The organism is Streptomyces virginiae (genome assembly GCF_000720455.1).
GTDB lineage: Bacteria > Actinomycetota > Actinomycetes > Streptomycetales > Streptomycetaceae > Streptomyces > Streptomyces virginiae.
The window spans coordinates 127129-151941 of the sequence record NZ_JOAK01000012.1 but is presented as its reverse complement, the minus strand read 5'-3'; the positions used below and the strand labels follow the sequence as shown (position 1 = coordinate 151941).

At 73.0% G+C, this 24813-nt stretch carries 22 protein-coding genes; 15 read left to right on the top strand and 7 right to left on the bottom strand.

From position 1 onward, the window contains the following. The first annotated feature begins 42 nt into the window (after nucleotides 1-42). Nucleotides 43-1410 (top strand): CoA transferase, encoded by a 1368-nt coding sequence (locus IG86_RS0119560; protein ID WP_030898319.1) that lies wholly within the window; start codon nucleotides 43-45, stop codon nucleotides 1408-1410. A 47-nt stretch (nucleotides 1411-1457) separates the two neighbouring features. Here the strand turns inward: IG86_RS0119560 and IG86_RS0119555 are convergent, their stop codons facing one another. Next, nucleotides 1458-1988, bottom strand: coding sequence for a GNAT family N-acetyltransferase (locus IG86_RS0119555; RefSeq protein WP_107051920.1), 531 nt, complete (start codon nucleotides 1986-1988; stop codon nucleotides 1458-1460). A gap of 38 nt (nucleotides 1989-2026) precedes the next feature. On the opposite strand from IG86_RS0119555, the gene IG86_RS0119550 reads away from it, so the two are divergent. Next, on the top strand, nucleotides 2027-2830 hold the full coding sequence (locus IG86_RS0119550; RefSeq protein WP_030827440.1) for an exodeoxyribonuclease III: 804 nt from the start codon (nucleotides 2027-2029) through the stop codon (nucleotides 2828-2830). On the opposite strand, the gene IG86_RS0119545 is transcribed toward IG86_RS0119550, so the two are convergent. Further along, entirely contained in the window at nucleotides 2812-3486 is a 675-nt protein-coding gene (locus tag IG86_RS0119545; protein WP_030898316.1) for a MerR family transcriptional regulator, read from the bottom strand. The two genes, IG86_RS0119550 and IG86_RS0119545, sit on opposite strands and share 19 nt — an antisense overlap. A gap of 180 nt (nucleotides 3487-3666) precedes the next feature. Between IG86_RS0119545 and IG86_RS0119540 the strand changes: the two genes are divergently transcribed. The 3 genes from IG86_RS0119540 to IG86_RS0119530 are packed head-to-tail and all read left to right on the top strand — an operon-like array spanning nucleotide 3667 to nucleotide 7099. Next, complete coding sequence (locus IG86_RS0119540) at nucleotides 3667-5295, top strand: flavin-containing monooxygenase (RefSeq protein ID WP_030898311.1); 1629 nt, start codon at nucleotides 3667-3669, stop codon at nucleotides 5293-5295. Next, on the top strand, nucleotides 5292-6218 hold the full coding sequence (locus IG86_RS0119535; RefSeq protein WP_030898307.1) for an alpha/beta fold hydrolase: 927 nt from the start codon (nucleotides 5292-5294) through the stop codon (nucleotides 6216-6218). The genes IG86_RS0119540 and IG86_RS0119535 overlap by 4 nt, the downstream gene beginning before the upstream one ends. Beyond that, a complete protein-coding gene (locus tag IG86_RS0119530) occupies nucleotides 6215-7099 on the top strand; it encodes an SDR family oxidoreductase (protein WP_030827452.1) in 885 nt (294 codons plus the stop codon). The genes IG86_RS0119535 and IG86_RS0119530 overlap by 4 nt, the downstream gene beginning before the upstream one ends. A 73-nt stretch (nucleotides 7100-7172) precedes the next feature. Here the strand turns inward: IG86_RS0119530 and IG86_RS0119525 are convergent, their stop codons facing one another. Beyond that, nucleotides 7173-10442: a S41 family peptidase gene (locus tag IG86_RS0119525; RefSeq protein ID WP_030898304.1), complete on the bottom strand. Its 3270-nt coding sequence runs from the start codon at nucleotides 10440-10442 to the stop codon at nucleotides 7173-7175. A 151-nt stretch (nucleotides 10443-10593) separates the two neighbouring features. Here IG86_RS0119525 and IG86_RS0119520 point away from each other — a divergent pair, with 151 nt between their 5' ends. Both IG86_RS0119520 and IG86_RS0119515 read left to right on the top strand, forming a co-directional pair. Next, nucleotides 10594-11184: a TetR/AcrR family transcriptional regulator gene (locus IG86_RS0119520; protein ID WP_030827458.1), complete on the top strand. Its 591-nt coding sequence runs from the start codon at nucleotides 10594-10596 to the stop codon at nucleotides 11182-11184. Between the two features lie 134 nt (nucleotides 11185-11318). Next, a complete protein-coding gene (locus IG86_RS0119515; protein WP_030898301.1) occupies nucleotides 11319-13520 on the top strand; it encodes an MMPL family transporter in 2202 nt (733 codons plus the stop codon). A 79-nt stretch (nucleotides 13521-13599) separates the two neighbouring features. Here IG86_RS0119515 and IG86_RS0119510 read toward each other — a convergent pair whose 3' ends face one another. Beyond that, a complete protein-coding gene (locus tag IG86_RS0119510) occupies nucleotides 13600-13992 on the bottom strand; it encodes an SsgA family sporulation/cell division regulator (protein WP_030827466.1) in 393 nt (130 codons plus the stop codon). Nucleotides 13993-14163: 171 nt separating this feature from the next. On the opposite strand from IG86_RS0119510, the gene IG86_RS0119505 reads away from it, so the two are divergent. The 4 genes from IG86_RS0119505 to IG86_RS0119490 are packed head-to-tail and all read left to right on the top strand — an operon-like array spanning nucleotide 14164 to nucleotide 17938. Continuing rightward, nucleotides 14164-15222: an energy-coupling factor ABC transporter permease gene (locus IG86_RS0119505; protein WP_030898297.1), complete on the top strand. Its 1059-nt coding sequence runs from the start codon at nucleotides 14164-14166 to the stop codon at nucleotides 15220-15222. A 1-nt stretch (nucleotide 15223) separates the two neighbouring features. Then, the gene (gene cbiQ / locus IG86_RS0119500; protein ID WP_030827470.1) at nucleotides 15224-15985 is read left to right on the top strand and encodes a cobalt ECF transporter T component CbiQ; all 762 of its coding nucleotides are present in this window, start codon (nucleotides 15224-15226) and stop codon (nucleotides 15983-15985) included. After that, on the top strand, nucleotides 15973-16746 hold the full coding sequence (locus IG86_RS0119495) for an energy-coupling factor ABC transporter ATP-binding protein (RefSeq protein ID WP_030898294.1): 774 nt from the start codon (nucleotides 15973-15975) through the stop codon (nucleotides 16744-16746). Before cbiQ ends, IG86_RS0119495 begins: the two co-directional genes overlap by 13 nt. A gap of 28 nt (nucleotides 16747-16774) precedes the next feature. Continuing rightward, a complete protein-coding gene (locus IG86_RS0119490; RefSeq protein WP_030898291.1) occupies nucleotides 16775-17938 on the top strand; it encodes a serine hydrolase domain-containing protein in 1164 nt (387 codons plus the stop codon). On the opposite strand, the gene IG86_RS0119485 is transcribed toward IG86_RS0119490, so the two are convergent. Both IG86_RS0119485 and IG86_RS0119480 read right to left on the bottom strand, forming a co-directional pair. Beyond that, nucleotides 17927-18442, bottom strand: a complete 516-nt coding sequence (locus IG86_RS0119485; RefSeq protein WP_051785276.1) for a YbaK/EbsC family protein — start codon at nucleotides 18440-18442, stop codon at nucleotides 17927-17929. The two genes, IG86_RS0119490 and IG86_RS0119485, sit on opposite strands and share 12 nt — an antisense overlap. A gap of 116 nt (nucleotides 18443-18558) precedes the next feature. Beyond that, on the bottom strand, nucleotides 18559-20184 hold the full coding sequence (locus tag IG86_RS0119480; protein WP_030827480.1) for a penicillin-binding transpeptidase domain-containing protein: 1626 nt from the start codon (nucleotides 20182-20184) through the stop codon (nucleotides 18559-18561). A gap of 180 nt (nucleotides 20185-20364) precedes the next feature. Between IG86_RS0119480 and IG86_RS0119475 the strand changes: the two genes are divergently transcribed. Together IG86_RS0119475 and IG86_RS0119470 are read left to right on the top strand one after the other, a co-directional pair. Beyond that, nucleotides 20365-20904 (top strand): GNAT family N-acetyltransferase, encoded by a 540-nt coding sequence (locus IG86_RS0119475; RefSeq protein ID WP_030827482.1) that lies wholly within the window; start codon nucleotides 20365-20367, stop codon nucleotides 20902-20904. Between the two features lie 169 nt (nucleotides 20905-21073). Then, a complete protein-coding gene (locus IG86_RS0119470) occupies nucleotides 21074-21337 on the top strand; it encodes a hypothetical protein (RefSeq protein WP_030827484.1) in 264 nt (87 codons plus the stop codon). A 54-nt stretch (nucleotides 21338-21391) separates the two neighbouring features. Here IG86_RS0119470 and IG86_RS0119465 read toward each other — a convergent pair whose 3' ends face one another. Next, nucleotides 21392-23161: a dolichyl-phosphate-mannose--protein mannosyltransferase gene (locus tag IG86_RS0119465; protein WP_030898286.1), complete on the bottom strand. Its 1770-nt coding sequence runs from the start codon at nucleotides 23159-23161 to the stop codon at nucleotides 21392-21394. A 138-nt stretch (nucleotides 23162-23299) separates the two neighbouring features. Between IG86_RS0119465 and rsmI the strand changes: the two genes are divergently transcribed. Together rsmI and IG86_RS0119455 are read left to right on the top strand one after the other, a co-directional pair. Beyond that, complete coding sequence (gene rsmI, locus IG86_RS0119460; RefSeq protein WP_030827490.1) at nucleotides 23300-24157, top strand: 16S rRNA (cytidine(1402)-2'-O)-methyltransferase; 858 nt, start codon at nucleotides 23300-23302, stop codon at nucleotides 24155-24157. A 160-nt stretch (nucleotides 24158-24317) separates the two neighbouring features. Further along, complete coding sequence (locus IG86_RS0119455) at nucleotides 24318-24812, top strand: hypothetical protein (RefSeq protein WP_030898284.1); 495 nt, start codon at nucleotides 24318-24320, stop codon at nucleotides 24810-24812. The last annotated feature ends 1 nt before the right edge of the window (nucleotide 24813 follow it).

The window sequence follows — 24813 nt, the reverse complement described above, 5'->3', positions numbered from 1 at the left end:
GGATTTCGGCGTTTCCGGGGGCCGTTGGGCGAGGATGCGTTCATGACGATCGGTGGGGAACGGGACTTCGGGACGGCCCAGGCCTGGGAGGCGCTCGGTGGCGCGCCGGAGCTCGTCGAACGGGTCCGGTACGCGGGGAGCGGGAACCTGGGGGACGGGCCGCTCCCGGTGCGGGAGTTGGCGCGCGCGACCGTCGCGGTCTGCGCACTGGCGGCGGGGGAGCTCGGTGCGGTGCGGGCCGGGAAGACGACAGGGGATCGTCCGCCCCTCGTGGTGGACGAGGGTGCGGTCGCCACGGCCTTCGTCAGCGAGCGCCACCTCAGGGTCCGCGGCCGCGCTCCGGTGACCTTCGCCCCGCTCTCCGGCTTCTGGCAGGCCGCCGACGGCTGGGTCCGCACGCACGCCAACTACCCGCACCACGAAGCCGCGCTCGTACGGGCGCTCGGGCTGCCGTCCCCGGCGCCGGAGGCGCTGCGCGCCGCGGTCGCCGGGCGGACGGCCGTCGAGGTGCAGGAACTCGCGTACGGGGCGGGCGGTCTCGCCGTCGCCGTGGCGGAGCGGTACGGGGATCCCCAGCCGCTGGTGGAGACCGTACGCACGACAGGGGACCGGGAGCGGGGGCGGGGGCGGGTGCTCGGTGAGGCTCCGCCGGGGCGGCCCGTCGCGGGGGTGCGGGTGCTGGACCTCACGAGGGTCATCGCCGGGCCCGTCGCCACGCGCACGCTCGGGCTGCTGGGCGCGGACGTGCTGCGGATCGACGCCCCGGGCCTGCCGGAGGCGGACGACGCCTACGCGGACACCGGCTTCGGGAAGCGGTCGGCGCTGCTGGACCTCGCGCGAGCCGGTGACCGGGAGGTCTTCGAAGGGCTGCTGGCCGAGGCCGACGTGGTGGTGACCGGGTACCGGCCGGGGGCGCTGGAGCGCCACGGGCTCGGGGCACGGGAGCTGTTGGAACGCCGGCCGGGGCTGGTGGTGGCCGAGCTGTGCGCGTGGGGATGGCGGGCGCCGGAGCCGTGGGCCGGGCGGCGGGGGTTCGACTCGCTGGTACAGGCGGGCTACGGGATCGCCGCCGCGTGCGCGGGGCCCGACGGGACGCCGGGCGTGCTGCCGGCGCAGGCGCTGGACCACGGGACGGGGTACCTGGTGGCGGCCGGCGTGATGCGGGCCCTGGCCGGGGGCGGCGGGTGCCGGCTGAGGTTCTCCCTGGCCGGGACGGGGTCGTGGCTGGTGCGGGGGCTGGCCGGGGGCGCGCGGGCCACCGGCGGCGGGGCCGCCTACTCGGCGGAGCCGTGGCTGCGGGAGACCGGGTCGGGGTACGGGGTGCTGCGGCACGCCGTGAGCCCGTTCGGGGAGTGGGCCGGGGGGCCGTCGCGGTGGGGCACGGACCGGGCCGTCTGGCTCCCCCGGTAGGGCCGCCGCGGCGCCGCTGCCGGGGGCGCCGCCCCGAGCCCCGCGCCTCAGACGCCGGCGGGGCTGGAGGGGGTGGTGGGGCTGGAGGTCTGGAGGGGTTTGGCCATGCAGCGGCTGGAGTCGTAGAAGCGGTAGAAGCCGAACTTCGGCGACGGGGTGTAGCCCGTGGAGAGGTAGAGGGCTATCGCCTCCGGCTGCCGGTCGCCCGTTTCGAGGACCATCCGCAGGCGGCCCGCCGCGCGGGCGTCCTCCTCCAGGACGGCCAGGATGCGGCGGGCCAGGCCCAGGCCGCGGGCCTCCGGGACGACGTACATCCGCTTGAGCTCGGCGTCGCCGTCCGAGTAGCCCTCGTCGTTCTGCTCCTGGCTGCGCCAGCCGCCGGTCGCCACCGGGGCGCCCGTGGTGTCGTACGCCACGATGTACAGGCCCCGCGGCGGCGCGAACATCGCCGGGTCCAGGTGGGTGGCGTCGCCCTCGCCCTGGTACCGCACCTGGTATTCGAGCTGGACCTGGTCGTTGAGCTTGACCGCGTCCGGGTGGTCGTACGGCACGGTGCGGAGGTCGATCCCATGAGACATCCGAACATCGTACGGAACCATCCCGCTATGGTGCTGGGATGCTCACTGTGACCTCCGTGAATGTGAATGGGATTCGGGCCGCCGCCAAGAAGGGCTTCGGGGCGTGGCTCGCGGGATCCGACGCCGATGTGGTCTGTCTGCAGGAGGTACGGGCCGAGGAAGGGCAGATCCCGGACGAGGTGCGCTCTCCCGAGGGCTGGCACACCGTCTTCGCTCCGGCCGCCGTGAAGGGGCGGGCCGGGGTCGCGCTGTACACGCGGCGCGCGCCCGAGCAGGTGCGGGTCGGGTTCGGCAGCGCGGAGTTCGACGCCTCCGGGCGGTACCTGGAGATCGACCTGCCCGGCGTGACCGTGGCCAGCCTCTACCTGCCCTCCGGTGAGGCGGGGACGGAGAAGCAGGACGAGAAGTACCGGTTCATGGGGGAGTTCCTGACCTACCTCGCCGAGCTGAAGGTGCGGGCGGCCGCCGACGGGCGCGAGGTCGTGGTCTGTGGTGACTGGAACATCTGTCACCAGGAGGCCGATCTCAAGAACTGGAAGACCAACCGCAAGAACGCCGGCTTCCTCCCCGAGGAGCGCGAGTGGCTGGGGAAGGTCTACACGCAGGCCGGCTACGTCGACGTGGTGCGCGAGCTGCACCCCGGCACCGAGGGGCCGTACTCCTGGTGGTCCTACCGCGGCCGCGCCTTCGACAACGACGCCGGCTGGCGGATCGACCTGCAGGTGGCGACCCCGGGGCTGGCCGCGAAGGCCGTGAAGGCCTTCGTCGAGCGCGCCGAGACGCACCCCGAGCGCTGGTCCGACCACGCGCCCGTCACGGTCGTCTACGAGCTCGGCGTCTGACCCGGCGCGGAAGCCAGCAGGCGGTCCATCGCCATCGTCAGCTCCGCCTCGACCACGCTCTTGGCCAGCGGGCGAAGCCGCGTGAGCGCGTCCGGTGAGATGTGGTCCGAGATCAGCTCGGTGAACAGCAGCGCCATCGCGTCCGCGTGCTCGCGGACGCGGCGCCCCGTCTCCAGGACCGCCGCCAGCGGCACCCCTCCGCGGACCAGCGCCGAGGAGACGTCCAGCAGGCGGCGGCTGACGTGCACGATCGCGTCGCCGTCGACGGCGAGGTATCCCAGGTCGAGGGAGGCCGCCAGGTTCTCCGGGGTGACCTCGCCCTCGAAGTAGTCGGCCAGTTCCTCCGGGGTGAGCCGGACCGGGGTCTCCTCCGACCAGCCGATGCCGAGCAGCTCGCCCAGTTGTCCGACGTCGCGGCCCTTCTCGAAGGCGGCCGTCAGCTCGGCGATGCCGCCGAGGGTGTGGCCGCGCTCCAGCAGGCCGGCGATGGTGCGCAGCCGGGCCAGGTGGTGGTCGTCGTACCAGGCGATGCGGCCCTCGCGGCGGGGCGGCGGGAGCAGTTTGCGCTCGCGGTAGAAGCGCAGGGTGCGCACGGGTATGCCGGCCGCTTCGGCCAGCTCCTCGGTGCGGTACTCGCGCACCGGCTTCGCTTGCATCTCATCCTTCGCCACGGATGCAGCCTATGAGGTACCGGCGGTAACTTTCCGGGTCCGCCCCCTACCCATGAGTACGGAGCTGCTCTACCCTCCCGATTGTGCCAGTGATTGCTGGCAGTGTTTCGATGTTGTGTGCGGCGTTGCGTGGCTGGGACTGCGATGGAGCGGAAGGCGGCGGACATGGGTGACACGGGCGGCACGGGGCGGGCGCGCGAGCACGTGCGCGTGGCGGTGATCGGGTCCGGGTTCAGCGGACTGGGCGCCGCCGTACGGCTGCGGCGCGAGGGGATCACCGACTTCGTCGTGCTGGAACGGGCCGGGTCGGTCGGCGGCACGTGGCGCGACAACAGCTATCCCGGGTGCGCCTGCGACGTGCCGTCGCACCTGTACTCCTTCTCCTTCGCGCCCAACCCCGACTGGCCCCGTTCCTTCTCCGGGCAGCCGCACATCCGGGCGTACCTGGAGCACGTCGCCGACACCTTCGGACTGCGCCCCCACATCCGGCTCGACTCCGAGGTCCGGATGATGCGCTGGGACGAGAGCGAACTGCGCTGGGAGATCGAGACGGCGCAGGGGGAGCTCACCGCCGACGTCGTGGTGTCGGCGACCGGCCCGCTCTCCGAGCCGAAGCTCCCCGAGATCCCGGGTCTGGCGGGCTTCCCCGGCAAGGTCTTCCACTCCGCGCGCTGGGACCACGACTACGACCTGCGCGGCAAGCGCGTCGCCGTGATCGGTACGGGCGCCTCCGCCATCCAGATCGTGCCCGCCATCGCCCCCGACGTGCAGCGCCTCACCCTCTTCCAGCGGACCCCCGCATGGGTGATGCCGCGCACCGACCGGGCCATCACGGCGGTGGAGCGCTGGATGCACCGCCAGCTGCCCTTCACCCAGGCGGCGCGCCGCGGGCTGACCTGGGCGATCCGGGACCTCCAGGTCGGCGCCTTCACCAAGCGGCCGAACCAGCTCGGCTTCGTCGAAGCCCTGGCCAAGGCCAACATGGCCCGGTCGATCAAGGACCCGGCGATGCGCGCCAGGCTGACGCCCTCCTACCGGATCGGCTGCAAGCGGATCCTGCTCTCCAGCACCTTCTATCCGGCGCTGGCCCGGCCCAATGTGGACCTGGTCGCCTCCGGGCTGAAGGAGGTCCGCGGCTCCGTCCTCGTCGCCGCCGACGGGACCGAGGCCGAGGTCGACGCGATCGTCTTCAGCACCGGCTTCCACGTCACCGACCTGCCGATCGCCGAGCGGGTCGTGGGCGCCGACGGCCGCTCCCTCGCGGACACCTGGAAGGACGGGATGGCCTCGCTGCGCGGCGCGACCGCGGCCGGCTTCCCCAACTGGATGACGATCATCGGCCCGAACACCGGGCTGGGGAACACCTCGATGATCCTGATGATCGAGTCGCAGCTCAACTACATGGCCGACTACCTGCGCCAGCTCACCGTGCTCGGCGGGAACGGCGCGGCGGGCAAGGCCGGGAGGGTCGCCCTGGCCGCCCGCCCCTCCGCGGTGAACGCCTGGAACCGCAAGGTGCAGGCGCGGATGGAGCGGACCGTGTGGAGCACCGGCGGCTGCACCAGCTGGTACCTGGACGAGAACGGGCGCAACACCACCGTCTGGCCCGGCACGACCGGTGAGTTCCGCCGCGAGACCCGGACGGTAGACCTCGCCGAGTACGAGGTCGTACGGGTACGGGGGCGCGAGCGCGACCGGATCGCGGCGGCCGCGCCGCTGCCCGCCGCCGATCCCGCGCCGCTGCCCGCCGCCGAGTCGGCACCGCTCGCCGCGCAGGCGGAGGGCGCCGCGTGAGCCGGCCGGCGCACGTCACCTCCGGTCCCTACGCCCCGCCCGCCGCGCGGCGCGAGCTCGTCGCCGTCTCCGCCGACGGGTCCCGCCTGCACGTCGAGGTGCACGGGGACGAGGGGGCGCCGGCCGTGGTGCTGTCCCACGGCTGGACCTGCTCCACCGCGTTCTGGGCCGCGCAGATACGGGCCCTGGCCGCCACCCACCGGGTCGTCGCCTACGACCAGCGCGGACACGGGCGCAGCCCCGCCGCGCGGGAGCACAGCACCACCGCACTCGCCGACGACCTCGTGGCGGTGCTCGGCGCCACCCTCGCCCCGGGGGAGCGCGCGGTCGTCGCCGGGCACTCCATGGGCGGCATGACGATCATGGCGGCCGCGGCCCGGCCGGAGTTCACCGAGCACGCCGCGGCCGCGCTGCTGTGCAGCACCGGCAGTTCCGCCCTGGTCGCGCAGGCGCGGGTGCTGCCGGTGCGCGCCGGGCGCGCCCGGACCCGTGTCACCGGCGCGTTCCTCGGATCGTGCGCCCCGCTCGGGCCGGTCACGCCCATGGCCCGTTCGGTCCTGAAGTACGCCACCATGGGCCCCGGTTCCGCGCCCGACAAGGTCGAGGCGTGCGCCGCAATCGTCCACGCCTGCCCCACCGGGGTGCGGCACGCCTGGTCCCGGGTGCTGGCCGCCCTGGACCTCGACGCCGACGTGGCGCGGCTGAACGTCCCCACCGCCGTGATCGGCGGCACCGCGGACCGGCTCACGCCGATCGTGCACGCCCGCGGGCTCGCCGCGGCGCTGCCGGACTGCGCGGGCCTCACCGAGCTCACCGGCATGGGGCACATGACCCCCGTCGAGGCTCCCGAGGCCGTCACCGGCGCCGTGCGGGAGCTGACCGCGCGCTATCTCGACACCACCGAGAAGGAGAAGACACCGTGAGTGCTCGCAGGAGTCTGGAAGGCCAGGTCGCCGTCGTCACGGGGGCCGCCCGCGGGGTCGGCGAGCTGCTCGCCCGCAAACTGTCCGCACGCGGCGCGCGGATCGCGCTCGTCGGCCTGGAGCCGGAGGCCCTCAAGGAGGTCTCCGAGCGGCTCCACACCGACAGCGAACACTGGTACGCCGACGTCACCGACCACGAGGCGATGGCGCGCGTGGCGCAGGAGGTCAAGGAGCGCTTCGGGAAGGTCGACATCGTCGTCGCCAACGCGGGCGTCGCCGCGGGCGGCCCGTTCGCGGACTCGGACCCCGACGCCTGGCGCCGGGTGATCGAGGTCAACCTGATCGGCGGGGCCGTCACCGCGCGGGCCTTCCTGCCGGTGCTGACGGAGAGCCGCGGCTACTTCCTCCAGATCGCCTCGCTCGCCGCCATCACCCCGGCGCCGATGATGACCGCCTACTGCGCCTCCAAGTCCGGCGTCGAGGCCTTCGCGCACTGCCTGCGCGCCGAGGTCCGCCACAAGGGCGTGGGCGTCGGAGTCGGCTACCTCTCGTGGACCGACACGGACATGGTGCGCGGCGCCGACCAGGACGAGGTCATGCGGGAGCTGCGCCAGCGGCTGCCGTGGCCCTCGAACCGCACCTACCCGCTCGGGCCGGCCGTCGACCGGATCGTCGCGGGCATCGAGCGGCGCTCCCCGCACGTGTACGCGCAGTGGTGGCTGCGCGGGATGCAGGGAGTGCGCGGCTACCTGCCGGGGATCATCGCGACGGTCGGGCAGCGCGAGATGAGGCACTTCGAGCCCCGGCTGTCCGGTGTCTCCAAGGGACTCGTCGGGGCGGGCGGCGCCGCGGACGAGCAGGAGCGCACCCGCAGCCACTGACCGACCGGCACCTGACGCCCGCAAGGGGCGCGACCGTCACGGACGGCCGCGCCCCTTGCGCCGCGTCCGCCGCTCACTCCCGCGGCGGCAGCTTGGGACGACGCCGGTCCGGTACGTCGGTGTAGCCGGGCGGCATCGCGGCCGGGTCCTGTTCGAGCAGCTCCAGCGCCAGGTGCACGGCGTCGTCCATCTGGGCGTGCCGCCCCTCCGCCCAGTCGAGCGGGGTGCGCAGGATCTCGAAGTCCGGTTCCACGCCGTGGTTCTCCACCGACCACCCGTACTCGGGGAACCAGGCGGCGTTCATCGGCACCGTGATCACCGTGCCGTCGCCGAGGGTGTGCCGGCCCGTCATGCCGACCACGCCGCCCCAGGTGCGCTGGCCCACCACCGGTCCCAGCCCCAGCAGTTTGAAGGCCGCGGTGATCATGTCTCCGTCCGAGGAGGTCGCCTCGTCGGCCAGTGCGACGATCGGGCCGCGGGGGGCGTTGGAGGCGTAGCTGACGGGCTGGGCGTCGCGCGTCAGGTCCCAGCCGAGGATGGAGCGGGTGAGCTTCTCCACCACCAGCTCGCTGATGTGGCCGCCCGCGTTGCCGCGTACGTCCACGATCAGCGCGGGCCGGGACATCTCCATGCGCAGGTCGCGGTTGAACTGCGCCCAGCCCGAGCCGCCCATGTCGGGGATGTGGAGGTAGCCGCACCGGCCGCCGCTGAGTTCCCGGACCACCTGGCGGCGCTTGGACACCCAGTCCTGGTAGCGCAGCGGCCGTTCGTCGATCAGCGGGACGACGGCGACCCGGCGGGAGCGGCCCGAGTCCTCCGCCGGCTGGAAGGTCAGCTCGACCGTGGTGCCGCCGGCTCCCGCCAGCAGCGGGTAGGGGCCGGCGACCGGGTCCACGGGCCGGCCGTCGACGTGGGTGAGCACCGAGCCCTCCCGGATGCCCGTTCCGGCCAGCGGGGAGCGGGCCTTGGAGTCGGAGGACTCACCGGGCAGGATCTTGCTCACCACCCATGTCCCGTCCCGGGGGACCAGGTTGGCGCCGAGCAGGCCGATCGCCCGCTGGTAGTGCGGGGGCCCCTCGTTGCGGCGGGCGGGGGAGACGTAGGCGTGCGAGGTGCCGAGTTCGCCGAGGACCTCGCGCAGCAGGTCGGCGAACTCGTCGGGGGAGGCGACCCGTTCGACCAGGGGGCGGTACTGGCGCAGTACGCCGTCCCAGTCGATGCCGCACATGTTCGGCTCCCAGAAGTACGCGCGGATGATCCGCCCGGCCTCCTCGAAGGCCTGGCGCCACTCGGCCGCCGGGTCCACCTCGTGCAGGATGCGCCGCAGGTCCAGGTAGACCGTCGAGTCGCCGTCGCCCGATTCGGTGGCGGGGACCGCGCGCAGGTCCCCGTCGTCGTTGATCACCAGCCGGGTGCCGTCGCCGCTGACCGCGAACCAGTCCAGTCCCGAAGCCAGTTCGCTCTTGCGGGCCTTCGTCAGGTCGAAGTGCTCCAGCGTGGGCTTGCCGCTGATGTCGTTGGGATTGGCGAAGGTCTCGCCGAGTGCGCCCGAGATCGGCCAGCGCAGCCAGACCAGTCCGCCGCCGTTCACCGGGTACAGGGCCGAGTACTTGGAGGCGCTCACCGGGAACGGGGTGACCCGGCTCTCCAGTCCCTCCACCTCCACCGTCACGGCGCCGCCCTCGCCCGAGTTCTCCGCGTCGCTCTCGGCCGGGTCCAGTCCGCCCGCCGCGGGCCGTCCCTCGGCCGAGAGCGCGAAGGGTGAGGGGGTCGCGGAGGACAGCGGCACCAGGTACGGGCGGCAGCCCAGCGGGAAGGACAGGTCGCCGGTGTGCACGTCGTAGACGGGGTCGAAACCGCGCCAGGACAGGAAGGCCAGGTAGCGGCCGTCCCGGGTGAAGACCGGGTTCTCGTCGGCGAAACGGCCGTTGGTGACGTCGACGACGGCGCGCGCGCCGGGCCCGGAGATGCGGGCCATCTTGATCTGCCGCAGCGAGCGCCCGATGCCCGGGTGCGACCAGGTCAGCCAGGCCCCGTCGGGGGAGAAGGCCAGGTCGGTGACGGGGCCGTTGATGGACCGGATCAGCTCGGTGACCTCGCCGTCGGACTCCTCCGTCGCGTCGACGAGCAGCAGCCGCCCGTCGTTCGAGGCGATGGCGAGGCGCTCCCCGTCGGGGTCCGAGAGCAGCTCGGTCACGCGGCCCAGCCTGCCCGACGCCAGCCGGCGCGGCTGCCGCTCCCCGGAGGCCCGGGGCAGGTAGGCGATCTCGATCGCGTCCTCGCCCTCGGCGTCGGTGACGTAGGCGACCTGCCCGCCGCTGCCGAGCATCTCCGGCAGCCGCACCCGCACGCCGGGGGTGTCGGCGATGGTCCGGGCCGGCCCGTCGCGGTGGGTCAGCCAGTACAGGCTGCCGCGCACCACGACCGCGCTGGCCCGCCCGGTGGCGTCCACGGAGAGCGAGTCGACGTGGCTGGCGGCCGGCACCTGGTAGGTGCGCCGGCCGGCGCGCGGGCCGCCGAGGCGGACCTGGAGCTTGCGCGGGGTGGCGTCGGGGGCCAGGGAGTCGACGAGCCAGAGGTCCCCGGCGCACTGGTAGACGACCCGGGAGCCGTCGCTGGAGGCGTGCCGGGCGTAGAACTCGTCGTGGTCGGTGTGGCGGCGCAGGTCGGTGCCGTCGGGCAGGCAGGAGTAGAGGTTGCCGATGCCCTCGTGGTCGGAGAGGAAGGCGATCCGGCCGCCCACGAACATCGCGGCGTCCAGGTGCCCTTCGAGGTCTTCCAGGAGCTGGCGCCCGTGGAGCCAGAGCCGGCCCGTGGCGCCGCCCCGGTAGCGCTTCCAGGCGGCGGGCTCGTGCGGCGGTTTGCCGGTGAGCAGCAGGCTGCGGTGCTCGCCGTCGATGTCGGCGACCTGGATGTCCGACACCGGCCCCCAGGGCAGGCGCCCGCCGGGGCTGCCGTCGGTGGGCAGTTTGTAGGCCCAGGAGAAGTAGGAGAACGGCTGTTCGTGCGAGGAGACCGCGAGGACGTTGCCGTCGGGGTCCCATCCGCAGACGCGGGTGTCGGTGGCGCCCCAGTGGGTCAGCCGGCGGGCGGGGCCGCCGTCGACGGGTGCCAGGTGGATCTCGGGATCGAGGCTGCGCCAGGTGGTGAAGGCGATGTGGCGGCCGTCGGGGGAGAAGCGGGGGTGGCCGACCCGGGTCCGGTCGACGGTGACCCGCCAGGCACGTCCGGGGGTGTGCCCGTCGGGGACCAGCGGGGCGACCCAGAGGTCGTCCTCGGTGGCGAAACACAGTAGGTCGTCGTGCAGGTGCGGGAACCGGAGGTACGCGACGTCGTGACTCACCCCCCAATGCTTTCCGTGTGAGGGGGGCGCGGCAACTCGTACTGGTGATCCACGCCACCCCCTTCAGCGAAACGGAACGGTTTCGTTTCGCTTGACGGAGGGGTATCGTCTTAAGCGTACGGAACAGTTTCGTTCGGATGGAGGCACGGAGATGACCGAGGCGATGGCGGCCCGGCGCAGCCGGATCACCCCCGAACGGCAGGCCGAACTGCACGAGGCGGTGCTCGACCTCCTCCGTGACGTCGGCTACGAGGCGCTGACCATGGACGCGGTCGCCGCCCGTACGAAGTCCAGCAAGGCCACCCTCTACCGCCAGTGGGGGAGCAAGCCGGAGCTGGTCGCCAAGGCCCTGCGATGTACGCAGCCCGTCTCGCTGCGCGAAATCGACACGGGCAGCCTGCGCGGGGACTTCGCGCTCATGGTGGAGCACTCGGACGACGCGCAGATGGCCAAGGACACCGCGCTGATGCGGGGCCTGGCCCATGCCGTCCACGAGAGCCCGGAGCTCCACAAGGCACTGCGGGACCTGTTGGTCGACCCGGAGATCACCGGGCTGCAGGTGATGCTGCAGCGCGCGGTGGACCGGGGCGAGATCGCTCCGGGGTGCCCGGCCCTGGACTTCGTACCGCACATGCTCATCGGGGCGTTCATCGCGCTCCCGCTGATCGAGGACCGGCCGGTGGACCGGGCGTTCCTCGGTGACTTCATCGACGCCGTGGTCTTCCCCGCCCTCGGCGTCTGATCCTCCCCGCTGCCAGTCCCCGGCATTCCCTGCCGGCTTGCTGCTCCTGACACGCCGCTCTCGTCGTCGGGCCGGCTCCCCACGCCCTGATCCCTCCGGATCCATCCCACGACCTGAACGGGAGAACCACCGACGTGGCCACCTTCCTTTACCGACTCGGCCGGGGCGCCTTCAGGCGCCGCGGGCTCGTCGCCCTCCTCTGGGTGGCGCTGCTGTTCGCCGCCGGATTCGGCGCGGCCTCCGCCGCCGCCCCCACCTCCGGATCGTTCTCCATACCCGGCACGGAGGCCCAGAAGGCCTTCGACCTGCTGGACAAGAAGTTCCCCGGCATGGCCGCCGACGGCGCCACCGCGCGCATCGTCGTCAAGGCCCCCGAGGGCGCGAAGGTCACCGACCCCGGCCCCAAGGCCGAGGTCGAGAAGATCGTGAGCGGGCTGAAGACCGGTCCGGGCGCGGAGCAGATCTCCTCCGTGACCAACCCCTACGAGGCGCAGGCGGTCAGCCAGGACGGCTCCACCACCTACATCAGCGCCAAGTACACCGTCAGCGGCATGGAGCTGAAGGACGCCACCCGCGACGCGCTCAAGGAGTCCGGCGACGGCGCCAAGGCCGCGGGCCTGAACGTCCAGATCGGCGGTGACGCGCTGATGGTGGCCCCCGAGACCGGTTCCGGCGAGATCATCGGCATCCTCGTCGCCGCGATCGTCCTCGTGATCACCTTCGGATCGCTGGTCGCGGCCGGTCTGCCGCTGCTGACGGCGATCATCGGCGTGGGCATCGGCGTCTCCTCCATCACCGCGCTCGCCAACGTGCTGGACCTCGGCAACACCACCGCCACCCTCGCCACGATGATCGGCCTCGCGGTCGGCATCGACTACGCCCTCTTCATCGTCTCCCGCTACCGCGCGGAGCTCGCCGAGGGCCGCGAGCGGGACGAGGCCGCCGGCCGGGCCGCCGGAACCGCTGGTTCCGCCGTTGTCTTCGCCGGTCTGACCGTGGTCATCGCCCTCGTGGGCCTGGCCGTCGTGAACATCCCGATGCTGACCAAGATGGGCGTCGCGGCCGCGGGCACCGTGGTCATCGCCGTGCTCGTCGCGCTCACGCTGGTCCCGGCCATCCTCGGCTTCGCCGGCAAGAAGGTCCTGCCCGCGGGTGAGAAGAGCAAGCTGTTCGGCAAGGGCAAGCCCGCCGGCGCCGAGAAGAAGGCCAACGGCGGCACCCGCTGGGCCCGCTTCGTCCTGCGCCGCCCCGTCATGGTGCTGCTGGCCGGTGTGATCGGCCTCGGCGTCATCGCCATCCCGGCGAGCAAGCTGGAGATGGGCCTGCCGGACGACGGCGCCCAGCCGGTCTCCACCACCCAGCGCCAGGCCTACGACCTGCTGTCCGAGGGCTTCGGCCCGGGCTTCAACGGCCCGCTGATGGTGGTCGTCGACGGGAACAAGGCCCTCGCGGACTCCACCGTCGACCGGATCAAGGGCCTGGAGGGCGTCGCCGCGGTCACCCCGCCGACCCCCAACGAGGCCGGCGACGCCGCGGTGATCACCGTCATCCCGAAGGACCGCCCGTCCTCCACCCAGACCGAGGACCTGGTCCACGAGATCCGCGACGGCAGCGGCGACGACGTCCTCGTCACCGGCGCCACCGCGATGAACATCGACTTCTCGCAGAAGATGAACGACGCGCTGCTGCCCTACCTGGCACTCGTCGTCGGCCTCGCCTTCCTGCTGCTGATGCTCGTCTTCCGCTCGATCCTGGTCCCGCTCAAGGCGGCCCTCGGCTTCCTGCTCTCGGTCGTCGCGGCCCTCGGTGCGGTCGTCGCGGTCTTCCAGTGGGGCTGGCTCGGCTCGGTCTTCGGGGTGGAGCAGACCGGTCCGATCATGTCGATGATGCCGATCTTCATGGTCGGCGTGGTCTTCGGCCTGGCCATGGACTACGAGGTCTTCCTCGTCACCCGCATGCGCGAGGCGTACGTCCACGGCGAGCGCCCGGGCCAGGCCGTCGTGACCGGCTTCCAGTACAGCGCGCGGGTCGTCGTGGCCGCCGCCGTCATCATGATCGCGGTCTTCGCGGGCTTCATCGGGGCCAGCGAGCAGATGGTCAAGATGATCGGCTTCGGCCTGGCCGTCGCGGTCTTCTTCGACGCCTTCGTGGTCCGCATGGCCATCGTCCCGGCGGTGCTCGCGCTGCTCGGCCACAAGGCCTGGTGGCTGCCCAAGTGGCTGGACCGGCTGCTGCCGAACGTGGACGTGGAGGGCGAGAGCCTGCGCAAGCACCTCGCCGCCGAGTCCGCGCAGGGCGAGGGTCCGGACAAGGACCGCGAGCTGGTCAACGCCTGACCACCGCGTCAGCACGGCCCGGCCCCGTACCCCCCGATCGACCGGGGAGTACGGGGCCGGGCCGGTTGCGCCGTGCGGGCTAACGCGCGGCGGTGGCGGCGTACGTACGGCGCAGGAAGCGGCGCAGTGCGGCGATGTCGAACTGGACCACCGCGACACCCTCGGGGGAGTGGAACTCCACGACGGCCTGGACGCGGCCGCAGGGCCAGACGCGCACGTCCCCGGTTCCCGTCGGAGCCTGCAGGCCCGCTTCGAGCAGCGCCCGCGGGAAGACCCACTCGTTGTCGGTGCCCTCGGGGGAGAGATCGGCGGGGAACACGATCCGTACGGCCAGGGGCTCGGCGGGGGCGAAGCGCAGGGCGACGGGGATCGCCCGGTAGAGGGGGTCGTCCGTGATCACACGGGCGCGGACCCGCTCTTCGACGGGGGCCGCGGTCGCGGTCGCTGGGAGATTCTCGGCGGTGGCTGACATCGACCAGACTCCTCGAATCGGAACATATCCGTCCGTTTGCCATCCAGCCTCGCACATTCCCACGAAAACGCGCGACGCTATTTGTGATGCGCTCGCTCTTGCCAACGGTTTGCAACTGGGCACTATTCTTGAACGGTTAAAGACCGCCGTATAAGAAGCGGAGCCCACTCCATGCATGTGCCCGACGGATTCATCAACGCACCCGTGTCGGTGGCCGCCGGAGTGGCGGCGGCCGCGGCGGTCGCCGTCAGCCTCCGCGGCGCCCGCCGCGAACTCGACGAACGCACCGCGCCGCTCGCCGGACTCGTCGCCGCCTTCATCTTCGCCGTGCAGATGCTGAACTTCCCCGTCGCCGCGGGCACCAGCGGCCACCTGCTGGGCGGCGCGCTCGCGGCGATACTCGTCGGCCCCTACACCGGCGTGCTCTGCGTGTCCGTCGTCCTGCTCATGCAGGGCATCCTCTTCGCCGACGGCGGCCTGACCGCCCTCGGCGTGAACATCACCGTCATGGGCGTCGTCACCGTCGTCACCGCGCACCTGGTCTTCCGCGGCCTGCTCCGCGTCCTGCCGGCCGGCCGCCGCTCCGTGACCGTCGCCGGCTTCGTCGCGGCCCTGCTCTCGGTGCCCGCCGCGGCCGCCGCCTTCACCGCCCTCTACGCCGTCGGCGGCACCACCGACGTGCCCCTCGGCAAGGTGCTCACCGCCATGGTCGGCGTGCACGTCCTCATCGGCATCGGCGAGGCCCTCATCACCGCCGCGACCGTGGGCGCCGTGATCGCCGTACGGCCCGACCTGGTGCACGGGGCCCGCGGGCTGACCGCGCCGCTGAAGCTGCGCGTCGACGGCGTGCTCGTCGACGCGCCGGCCGCCGCCGCGCCCGCCGCGGCTGCCGCGGCCGGCTCGACGAAGAAGGTGTGGGTGACCGGCCTGGTCACCGCCCTCGTCCTCGCCGGGTTCGTCTCCTTCTACGCCTCCGCCAACCCCGACGGCCTGGAGAAGGTCGCCGCCGACAAGGGCATCGACGAGAAGGTCGAGGAGCACGCCGCCGCCGGCTCGCCGCTCGCCGACTACGGCGTCAAGGACGTCGACGACGCCCGCCTGTCCGGCGGACTCGCCGGCGTCATCGGCGTCGGCGTCACCGTCGTCGCCGGCACCGGGATCTTCTGGGTCGTGCGCCGCCGCCGCACCGACGACCTGACCGCCACCGCCACCGCCACCCCGGTCGCCTGACATGGGCGCCGGCCACGCCCACAGGCTCTACCGCCCGGGCCACTCGCCGGTCCACGCCCTGCCGCCGCACTGCAAGCTCGCCGCGACCTTCGGCTTCGTCCTGGTCGTCGTGTCCACACCGCGGGAGGCGGTGTGGGCCTTCGGCCTGTACGCACTCCTCCTCGCCGGCGTCGCGGCCGTGGCCCGGATCCCGGCAGGCCTCCTGCTGCGCAGGCTGCTCATCGAGATCCCCTTCGTCGCGTTCGCCGTGCTCATGCCCTTCGTGGCCGAGGGCGAGCGCGTCGAGGTGCTCGGCATGTCGCTCAGCGTCTCCGGCCTGTGGGGCGCCTGGAACGTCCTCGCCAAGGGAACCCTCGGCGTGGCCGCGTCGGTCCTGCTCGCCTCGACCACCGAGCTGCGGGCCCTGCTGCTGGGCCTCCAGCGGCTCAGGCTGCCGCCCCTGCTCGTACAGATCGCCTCCTTCATGATCCGCTACGGCGACGTGATCGGCGACGAGCTGCGCCGGATGTCCGTCGCCCGCCGCTCGCGCGGCTTCGAGGCGAGCGGAATCCGGCACTGGGGAGTGCTGGCGAAGACCGCCGGCGCGCTGTTCATCCGCTCCTACGAACGCGGCGAGCGGGTCTACCTCGCGATGGTCAGCCGCGGCTACGCCGGTTCCATGCCGGTGATCGACGAGGCCGTGGCCACGCGCGGCCAGTGGGCGTACGCGGCCGTGCTCCCGGTGACGGCCCTCGCCGTCTGTCTGATGGGATGGACCCTGTGACCGCTACCCCCGCCCTCACCCCCTCGCTCGAAGTCGCCGGGCTCGCCTACGCCTATCCGGACGGCCACCAGGCCCTGTACGGCGTCGACCTGTCCGTCGGGCGCGGCGAGCGCGTCGCCCTGCTCGGCCCCAACGGCGCCGGCAAGACCACCCTCGTGCTGCACCTCAACGGCATCCTCGCCGGCGGCGTCGGCTCGGTGGCCGTGGCCGGGCTCCCGGTGGAGAAGCGGAACCTGGCCGAGATCCGGCGCCGGGTAGGGATCGTCTTCCAGGACCCCGACGACCAGCTGTTCATGCCGACCGTCCGGGAGGACGTGGCCTTCGGACCGGCGGCGGCCGGAATGCGGGGCGCGGAGCTGGAGGAGCGGGTCGGGGCCGCCCTCGACCAGGTCGGCATGGCCGACTTCGCCGACCGGCCGCCGCACCACCTGTCCTTCGGGCAGCGCCGCCGGGTGGCCGTGGCGACCGTACTGGCCATGCGGCCGGAGATCCTGGTCCTGGACGAGCCCTCGTCCAACCTGGACCCGGCCTCGCGCCGCGAGCTGGCCGACATCCTGCGCTCGCTCGACGTGACCGTGCTGATGGTCACCCACGACCTGCCCTACGCGCTGGAGCTCTGCCCGCGCTCGGTGATCCTCAGCGAGGGCGTCATCGCGGCGGACGGCCGCACGCAGGACCTGCTGTGCGACGAGAAGCTGATGCGGGCCCACCGGCTGGAGCTGCCCTTCGGTTTCGACCCGCGTTCGGTATCGGTGGCATAAGCACCCGTCCGCGTTTGTTGGACCGCACGTGGACATCCAGGGTGTGGTGGCGGAGGGCTTCGAGCCCGTCAGAGACGCGTTCGTACGCAACTTCGAGGTGCTCGGGGACCGGGGCGCGGCCGTGGCCGTCTACCGGGACGGCCGCAAGGTCGTCGACCTGTGGGGCGGCAGCCGGGACGCCGACGGCACCGAGCCGTGGACCGAGGACACCGCGCAGATCGTCCGCTCCGCCACCAAGGGCGTGGCCGCCGCCGTCCCGCTGCTCCTGCACCAGCGCGGGCTGCTGGACCTGGACGCGCCGGTCGGCACGTACTGGCCGGAGTTCAAGGCGGGCGGCAAGGAGAAGGTCCTCGTACGGGACCTCCTCGCGCACCGCGCGGGCATACCGGCCCTGGACCGCGGACTGACCGCCGCCGAGGCCGCGGACGGGGTGTCCGGGCCGCGCGCCGTCGCCGCACAGCACCCCTTCTGGGAGCCCGGCACCGGCCACGGCTACCACGCGCAGACCTACAGCTGGCTGCTGTCCGAGCTGGTGCTCCGGGTGACGGGGCGCACGCTGGGCTCCGTCCTGGCGGAGGACATCGCCGAGCCGCTCGGCCTGGACTTCTGGATCGGCCTGCCGGAGACGGAGGCCGAGGCCGGCCGGGTGGGCCGGGTGGCCCCCGTCGACCCGCCGGAGAGCGCCGGGATGCTGCGGACCAGGCCGCGCAGGAACGTTTCCGAGGCGTACGCCGACCCCGGCTCCCTCACCCGCCGCGCCTTCGCCGCCATCGATCCGCTGCCCGACGAGAACGCCCCCGCGTACCGGGCCGCTGAACTGCCCGCCTCCAACGGCATCGGCACGGCCCGCGCCCTGGCCCGCTTCTACGGGGCCACCATCGGCGTGGTCGAGGACGGGGCCCGGATCTTCACCCCGGCCACCACCGGACTCGCCGCCCGGGAACACTCCTCGGGCCCGGACCGGGTCCTGGTCGTCAACACCCGCTTCGGCGCCGGCTACATGCTGCACGGCCCCGCCTCGCCGCTGCTCTCGCCCGCCTCCTTCGGCCACCCCGGCCGCGGCGGCTCCCTGGCCTTCGCCGACCCCGAGGCCGGCATCGGCTTCGGCTACGTCACCAACGCCCTGGCCAAGTCGGTCACCGCCGACCCCCGCGCCCAGGCCCTGGTCCGGGCCCTGCGCTCAGCCCTCTGACGGGCCCTCTGACGGGCCCTCTGACGGGCCGGAGCCCTCGCGGACGTCGGCCACGGTGGCGCCGGCGTACCTGACGAGTTCGCCCGGGGCCATCGCGAACACCGTGTGCGGGGTACCGGCCGCCGCCCAGACCGTCTCGTGGGCCAGCAGTGACCGGTCGGCCAGTACCCGGGTCCGCGTACGGTGCCCGAAGGGCGGGACCCCGCCGATGGCGTAGCCGGTGGTCTCCCGGACCACGGCCGCGTCCGCCCGGGTCACCCGGGCCGCGCCCAGCTCCCGGGCGACCGCCGCGACGTCCACGCGGGAGGCACCGTCCATGAGCACCAGGACGGGGACGCCGTCCGCAGCGAAGATCAGCGACTTGACGATCCGGCCGAGCTCGCAGCCGATCGCGGCCGCGGCCTCGGCGGCGGTCCGGGTGGCCTCCGGGAAGGCCCGTACCTCGGCGGTGATGCCCAGGGCTGTCAGCGCCTCGGCGAAACGGGGGTGCGCGGTGGTCGTCATGCCGGGACGTTAGCCCGCCCGGGACGCGCCCCGCGAGGCGATTGCGCCCCCCGGGCGGGTGTCGCCGGGGGGTGTCGCCCGGGCGGGGCGCCGCCCGCCCGGGCTCGGGTCGGGCGTCAGCCCGCGTTCAGTACCGTCGCCACGATCGGGCCGGCCGCCTCGCCGCCGTGGCCGCCGCCCTCGACCATCGCGGCCGCGGCCACGTCGCCGCTGAAGCCGGTGAACCAGCTGTCCGGGCTGGCGTCGGCGCCGCCGACCTCCGCCGAGCCGGTCTTCGCGCCCTTGTCCGAGCCGTTGACCGGGGCCATCGCCTCGCGGGCGGTGCCGCTGGTCGCCGTCAGCTTCATCATGCCGACGAGCTGCTGCTGCACGGAGGGCTTCATCCGGCGCTCGGCCGTCGCGATCGTCCGGCCGTCGAGCTCCGGCGAGACCAGCAACGGCTGGCGGAACACCCCGGTGCGGGCGGTCGCGGTGATCGACGCGACGTTCAGGGGGTTCATGGTGATCTGGCCCTGCCCGATGTACGCGGCGGCGGCCGCGGCGCCCGTCGCCGGCGGGACCTTGCCGTCGGTGGACTTGATGCCGGTCTTCCAGTCCAGGCCGATGCCGAAGACCTCCGTGGCCTCCTTCGGCAGGGCGGAGTCGTCGCCGACGGGCTTGATCTGCTTGATGAAGGCGGTGTTGCACGACCGGGCGAACGAGGTCGCGAAGCTGGTGCCGGGCGGCAGGTCGAAGTTCTTCAGGTTGTGGAACTCGCGGTCCCAGGTCACCGTCTTCGGGCACTCCGCCGGCTTGTCCGCGGCGACCAGACCGCGGTCCATCAGCATCGCGGCCGTCACGATCTTCATCGTCGATCCGGGGGCCCGGTTGCCCCTCATCGCCGCGTTGAAGCCGTCCTTGCGGTTGTTCGCGATGGCCAGGATGTGCCCGTTGCTCGGCTTGACGGCGACCACCGAGGCCTCCGGGAACTTGGCGACCGCCTGTTCCGCCGCCGCCTGCACCTTCGCGTCCAGGTACGTCTTGAGGGTGCTCGGCTCGCCCTCGACCAGTGTCAGCAGGGTCCGCCGGGGAGCGTCCTTCGCCGCCGGCTCGATCCACACCTCGGCCCCGGCCCTGCCGCCCGCCTTGCTGCCGTAGCCCTGGCGCAGTTCGTCCAGGACCTGGCGCAGCGAGGGGTACTTCTCCGCGGTCAGCTCCTCGCCGTTGCGGTCCACGGCCTTGACGGGCGGGCTCGCGGGCGCGCCGGCGCGCAGCTTCTCGTCCTTCTGCAGCTGCGGGTGGATCACCGAGGGCTGCCAGTCGACCAGGGGCTTGCCGCTGGTCAGGCCGCGCACCACCGTGAGCTGGGAGTCGTAGGCGAGGGGCTTGGTCGTGCCCTCGTAGGTGATCTCCGCCTCGACCTTGAAGGGCACGGTCGTGCCGTTCGCCCTGCCGGGGGTGATCACGGCCTTGGAGACGAAGGCCTTCGTCCGGAACTCCCCGACCGCGCTCTGCGCGGCCGCGGCGTTGTTGGTCAGGTCCGCCGCTCCCCGCTCGTCCCCGGCCGCCCACGCGGCGAGGAAGGCCTTCGCGGCCGCCTCGGCCTCCTTCTCCTTGATCGGCCCGCTGCCCTCCGACAGGGCGGAGACGTCGTCCGCGTCCCCGCCGCCGTCCCCGACCAGCGCGTACACCCCGTATCCGGCACCGCCGACCATCGCGAGGAACACCCCGCCGATGATGGCGCCCTTTGCCGCCCCGTTCACTCTCGTCCTCCCCCATGGTCACGGCTCCCTGAACGCGTTCAAAGAGCCCTTGGCTCCGACCTTACTCTGCGGAGTCGCCCGGTGTGCAGTTGTTACCGGACCGGAATACGCGGAAGGCCGCCCGCCGGGGCCCGCCCCAAATCGCTTGGGCCCGGCCGGTCTTCGCCCTAGGGTGCGCCCGTGGAGCTCACTTACCGACGGTTCGACCCCTCCGAGGGCGATGCCCTGGTCGCCTTCCTCACCGCGGACACCTGGCCCTTCCACGGCACGGCCGTGGTCGACGCCGACCAGGCACGGCAATGGGTCGCGGACGGCCGCTTCGACGGCGACGACACCAGGACCTTCTGGATCGGCGACGGCGACGACACCCTCGGGCTGGTCCGCCTGATGGACCTCGGTGACGGCACGCCCGTCTTCGATCTGCGGATTCGCACCCGCTACCGGGGCCGGGGCGTCGGCGGCCACGCCCTGACCTGGCTGACGGCGTACCTGTTCGCCGAGTTCCCGCGGATCCTGCGCATCGAGGGCACCACACGCCAGGACAACGCGGCGATGCGCCGCACCTTCCGGCGGTGCGGCTACGTCAAGGAGGCCCACTACCGGGACGGATGGCCCGGCACCGACGGCACGGTCCACGACGCGGTCGGGTACGCCGTGCTGCGACGGGACTGGCTCACCGGTACGACCACGCCCCCCGCCTGGCACGACGAGCCGTCCTGACCGGTCGACATGCATGCGCCGGGGCTCTGTTCTAGCGTCGGAAGGGCGAGGGCGACCGGTGCGCCGAGCCGTCGCCCGCCCCCGGAGCCCCCGCTCCGCGCCGCCGCCCCGCCCGTGGTCCGGCGCACCCGCGGATCGCGTGACCGACCAGGAGAGCAGGTGCATCCGCATGCGTCCGTCGGCTCGTATCCCCAGCATCCTCGCCGCCGTTGCCCTCGCCGCCGGCGGCGCCGTGGTCGCCGCCCCGTCCGCCCAGGCGGACGCGAAGGCCTGCGAGCAGTACGTCGCCCAGCACAGCCCCAAGGCCACGGACGGCGCCGTGGAGGCGTGCTACCAGGGCCAGATCGGCAACCAGACCAGCTGCGTCTCGAGCCTCGTCGCGGTCGGCGCGAGCAAGGACGACGCGAACTCCGCCTGCGAGGCCTCCCGCTGACCCGGACGCCGACGGGCCCGGCACCAGAAGGTGCCGGGCCCGTCGTTTTCGCTGCTAGACCCAGGTGTCCAGCCACATGCGGCCGCGCCAGGAGTCCATGGGCAAGGTCTGGCCCGTGTAGATCGGCCAGAAGTAGATGAAGTTCCACACGATCAGCAGGACCAGTACGCCCGCGCCGATCGCGCCCAGGGCGCGGCGGCGTTCCGACGAGCCCGACGGGCCCAGCAGGGCGCCGATCATCATCGCCACCGCCAGGCACAGGTACGGGACGAAGACCACGGCGTAGAAGTAGAAGATCGTCCGCTCCTGGTAGTTGAACCAGGGCAGCAGGCCCGCGCCCAGTGCGCAGGCGATCGCGCCCGCCCGCCAGTCGCGGCGGAAGAACCACCGCCACAGCACGTACAGCAGCGCGAAGCAGCCCGCCCACCACAGCAGCGGCGTACCCAGGGCCAGGACCTCGCGGGCGCACTTGCCGGCCGCCGTCGCCGGGCAGCCGTCGGTGCCCGGTTCCGGGGACTCGTAGAAGTACGAGACGGGCCGGCCCAGCACCAGCCAGCTCCACGGGTTGGACTCGTAGGTGTGACCCGAGGTCAGGCCGACGTGGAAGTCGTAGACCTCGGTCTCGTAGTGCCACAGGCTGCGCACCCATTCCGGCAGGAACGACAGCGAGCTGTTCTGGTCGTGCTTGGCCGCCCAGTCGCGCAGGTAGCCGCCCTTGCCGTTGTCCGGGCTGAAGATCCAGCCCGACCACGACGCCACGTACGTCACGACCGCCACCGGCACCGTGGAGACGAACGCGGGCAGCGCGTCGCGGCGCAGCATCGCCGCGTACGGGGCGCCCGCGCCGGCGGTGCGGCGGGCGGCCGCGTCCCACAGCACGGTGAGGATGCCGAAGAAGGCCAGGACGACGAAGCCGTTCCACTTCGTGCCGGCGGCCAGGCCCAGGCAGACCCCGGCCAGGATCCGGTAGGGGCGCCAGCCCAGCCGCAGCGTCTCGGCGATCTTCGCGTCGGGCCGGGTCCGGCCCTCCTCGTCCACCGGCAGCGCGTCCGCGAGCCGGGCGCGGGTCCGGTCCCGGTCGATGAGCAGCGCCCCGAACGCGGCGAGCACGAAGAACATCAGCACCAGGTCCAGCAGCGCCGTGCGGCTCATCACCAGGTGCAGGCCGTCCACCGCCAGCAGCGCGCCCGCCAGGCAGCCCAGGAACGTCGAGCGGAACAGACGCCGGCCGATCCGGCACAGCATCAGCACCGACAGGGTGCCGAGCACGGCGGTCATGAACCGCCAGCCGAACGGGGTGAGGCCGAACATCCACTCGCCGAGCCCGATCACCCACTTGCCGACGGGCGGGTGCACGACGTAGCCCGGGTCCACCGGCAGGGCGACCCCGTCCGGGTTGGCGAGGATCGACTTGTCGATGTCCTTGGGCCAGTTCGCCTCGTAGCCCTGCTTGATCGTGGCCCAGGCGTCCTTGGCGTAGTACGTCTCGTCGAATATCACCGCCTTCGGGCTGCCCAGGTGCACGAACCGCAGCACGCCCGCGACCAGCGCCACCAGCAGCGGCCCGGCCCACGACACGATGCGCTGCCAGGTCCCCCACACCTCTGGCGGAAGCCCGAAGGTCATCCACAGCTGCCGGGACGGCTTCGTGTACGGGGGCACCAGGCGGGTGCGGACGTCCACGTGCGGCGCCGCGCCGGCGCGCGGCGCGTAGCCGAAGCGGCGCAGGTCGCGCAGCCAGGTGGACGGCTCTTCTGCGCCGCCAGCCGTTGCGGAGGGCAGGGCCCCCGCGGGGCTGGGCGGCGGCGTCGCGGTACTGGTCACCGGCACATCGTAGGGAAGAGATCTGTGTGCACCCCAGTGGCGTGGGGTGACGAGCCGTGGGACTGAGAGGATGGGCGGGTGACAACTGACCAGCCCCACGGCACCGAGCCCACCTCCACAGCCGCCGCGGCCGAAGGCCTGACGGGCACGCTCGTCCTCGCCGGCACCCCCATCGGCGACCTCGCCGACGCCCCGCCGCGGCTGGCGGCGGAGCTGGAGCGGGCCGACGTCGTCGCCGCCGAGGACACCCGGCGGCTGCGCCGGCTGACCCAGGGGCTCGGCGTGCACACCACCGGGCGCGTCCTGTCGTACTTCGAGGGCAACGAGTCGGCCCGCACCCCCGAGCTGGTCGAGGCCCTGGCCGGCGGGGCGCGCGTGCTGCTGGTGACGGACGCCGGCATGCCGTCGGTCTCCGACCCCGGCTACCGGCTGGTCGCCGCCGCCGTGGAGAAGGACATCAAGGTCACCGCCGTCCCCGGGCCGTCCGCCGTGCTCACCGCGCTGGCGCTGTCCGGGCTGCCCGTGGACCGGTTCTGCTTCGAGGGCTTCCTGCCGCGCAAGGCCGGCGAGCGCCTCGGCCGGCTGCGCGAGGTCGAGGCCGAGCGGCGCACCCTCGTCTACTTCGAGGCCCCGCACCGGCTCGACGCCACCCTGGCGGCGATGGCCGAGGTCTTCGGCGCCGAGCGGCGGGCCGCGGTCTGCCGCGAGCTGACGAAGACGTACGAGGAGGTCAAGCGCGGCGGGCTCGGCGAACTCGCCGCCTGGGCCGCCGAGGGCGTGCGCGGGGAGATCACCGTCGTGGTGGAGGGTGCCCCGGCGGCCGGCCCCGGCGACGTGGACGACGAGGAGCTGGTGCGCCGCGTACGGGTGCGCGAGGAGGCGGGGGAGCGCCGCAAGGAGGCCATCGCGGCGGTCGCGGCCGAGGCCGGCGTACCCAAGCGCGACGTCTTCGACGCTGTCGTGGCGGCAAAGAATGCGGCACAAAAGGCGCCATAAACCGGTAAAGAGCTAACCTGAAAAGCAAAGCTCAGACCGTGCGCCGGGCGCTTTGGGCATGAGTCGCCCAAAGGCCGTCCAACACTGGACAGGACCTGATGCGCTCCCGCCCGAAGAGGCGTCCACTGGCAGAGGCACCAGTGGAACAAGAGGAGCTGGCATGAGTGAGATCGCAGACACCCCGGTACCGGTCCAGGCCTCGGCCCCCGCGCGTTTTTCCAGCCCCGACGTGCAGACCGTGCACGAGGCCTACTCCTTCGCCTGCATGCGGTGCGGGTACGGCTGGGAGCAGGACTACAGGATCGAGCACCACGTCGACGGCCGGGGCGAGCCGTTCATCATGTACACGGTCGACGGCGAGCGGGTGCCCTCCCCGCTGTCCAACCCGACCTGCATGAACTGCGGCGGACACGTCGTACGGATCATGCGGGCGGGGCAGGTCTCCTCGGTGCTCGGAATGATCGACCACCTCTACCACCACCGCATCGCCCCCGGCATCGCCGGACCGGTGCCGGCCGGAGCGAACGTCCCCCGCACCCCCGGGCCCCGCAGGATGGCCGGGCTCCACGACGCCCCCGGACCCGTCGCCATCAGCGAGGCCGAGAAGCGCGGGGGCCTGTTCTCCCGGCTGATGGGGTTCTTCCGCCGGTCATAAG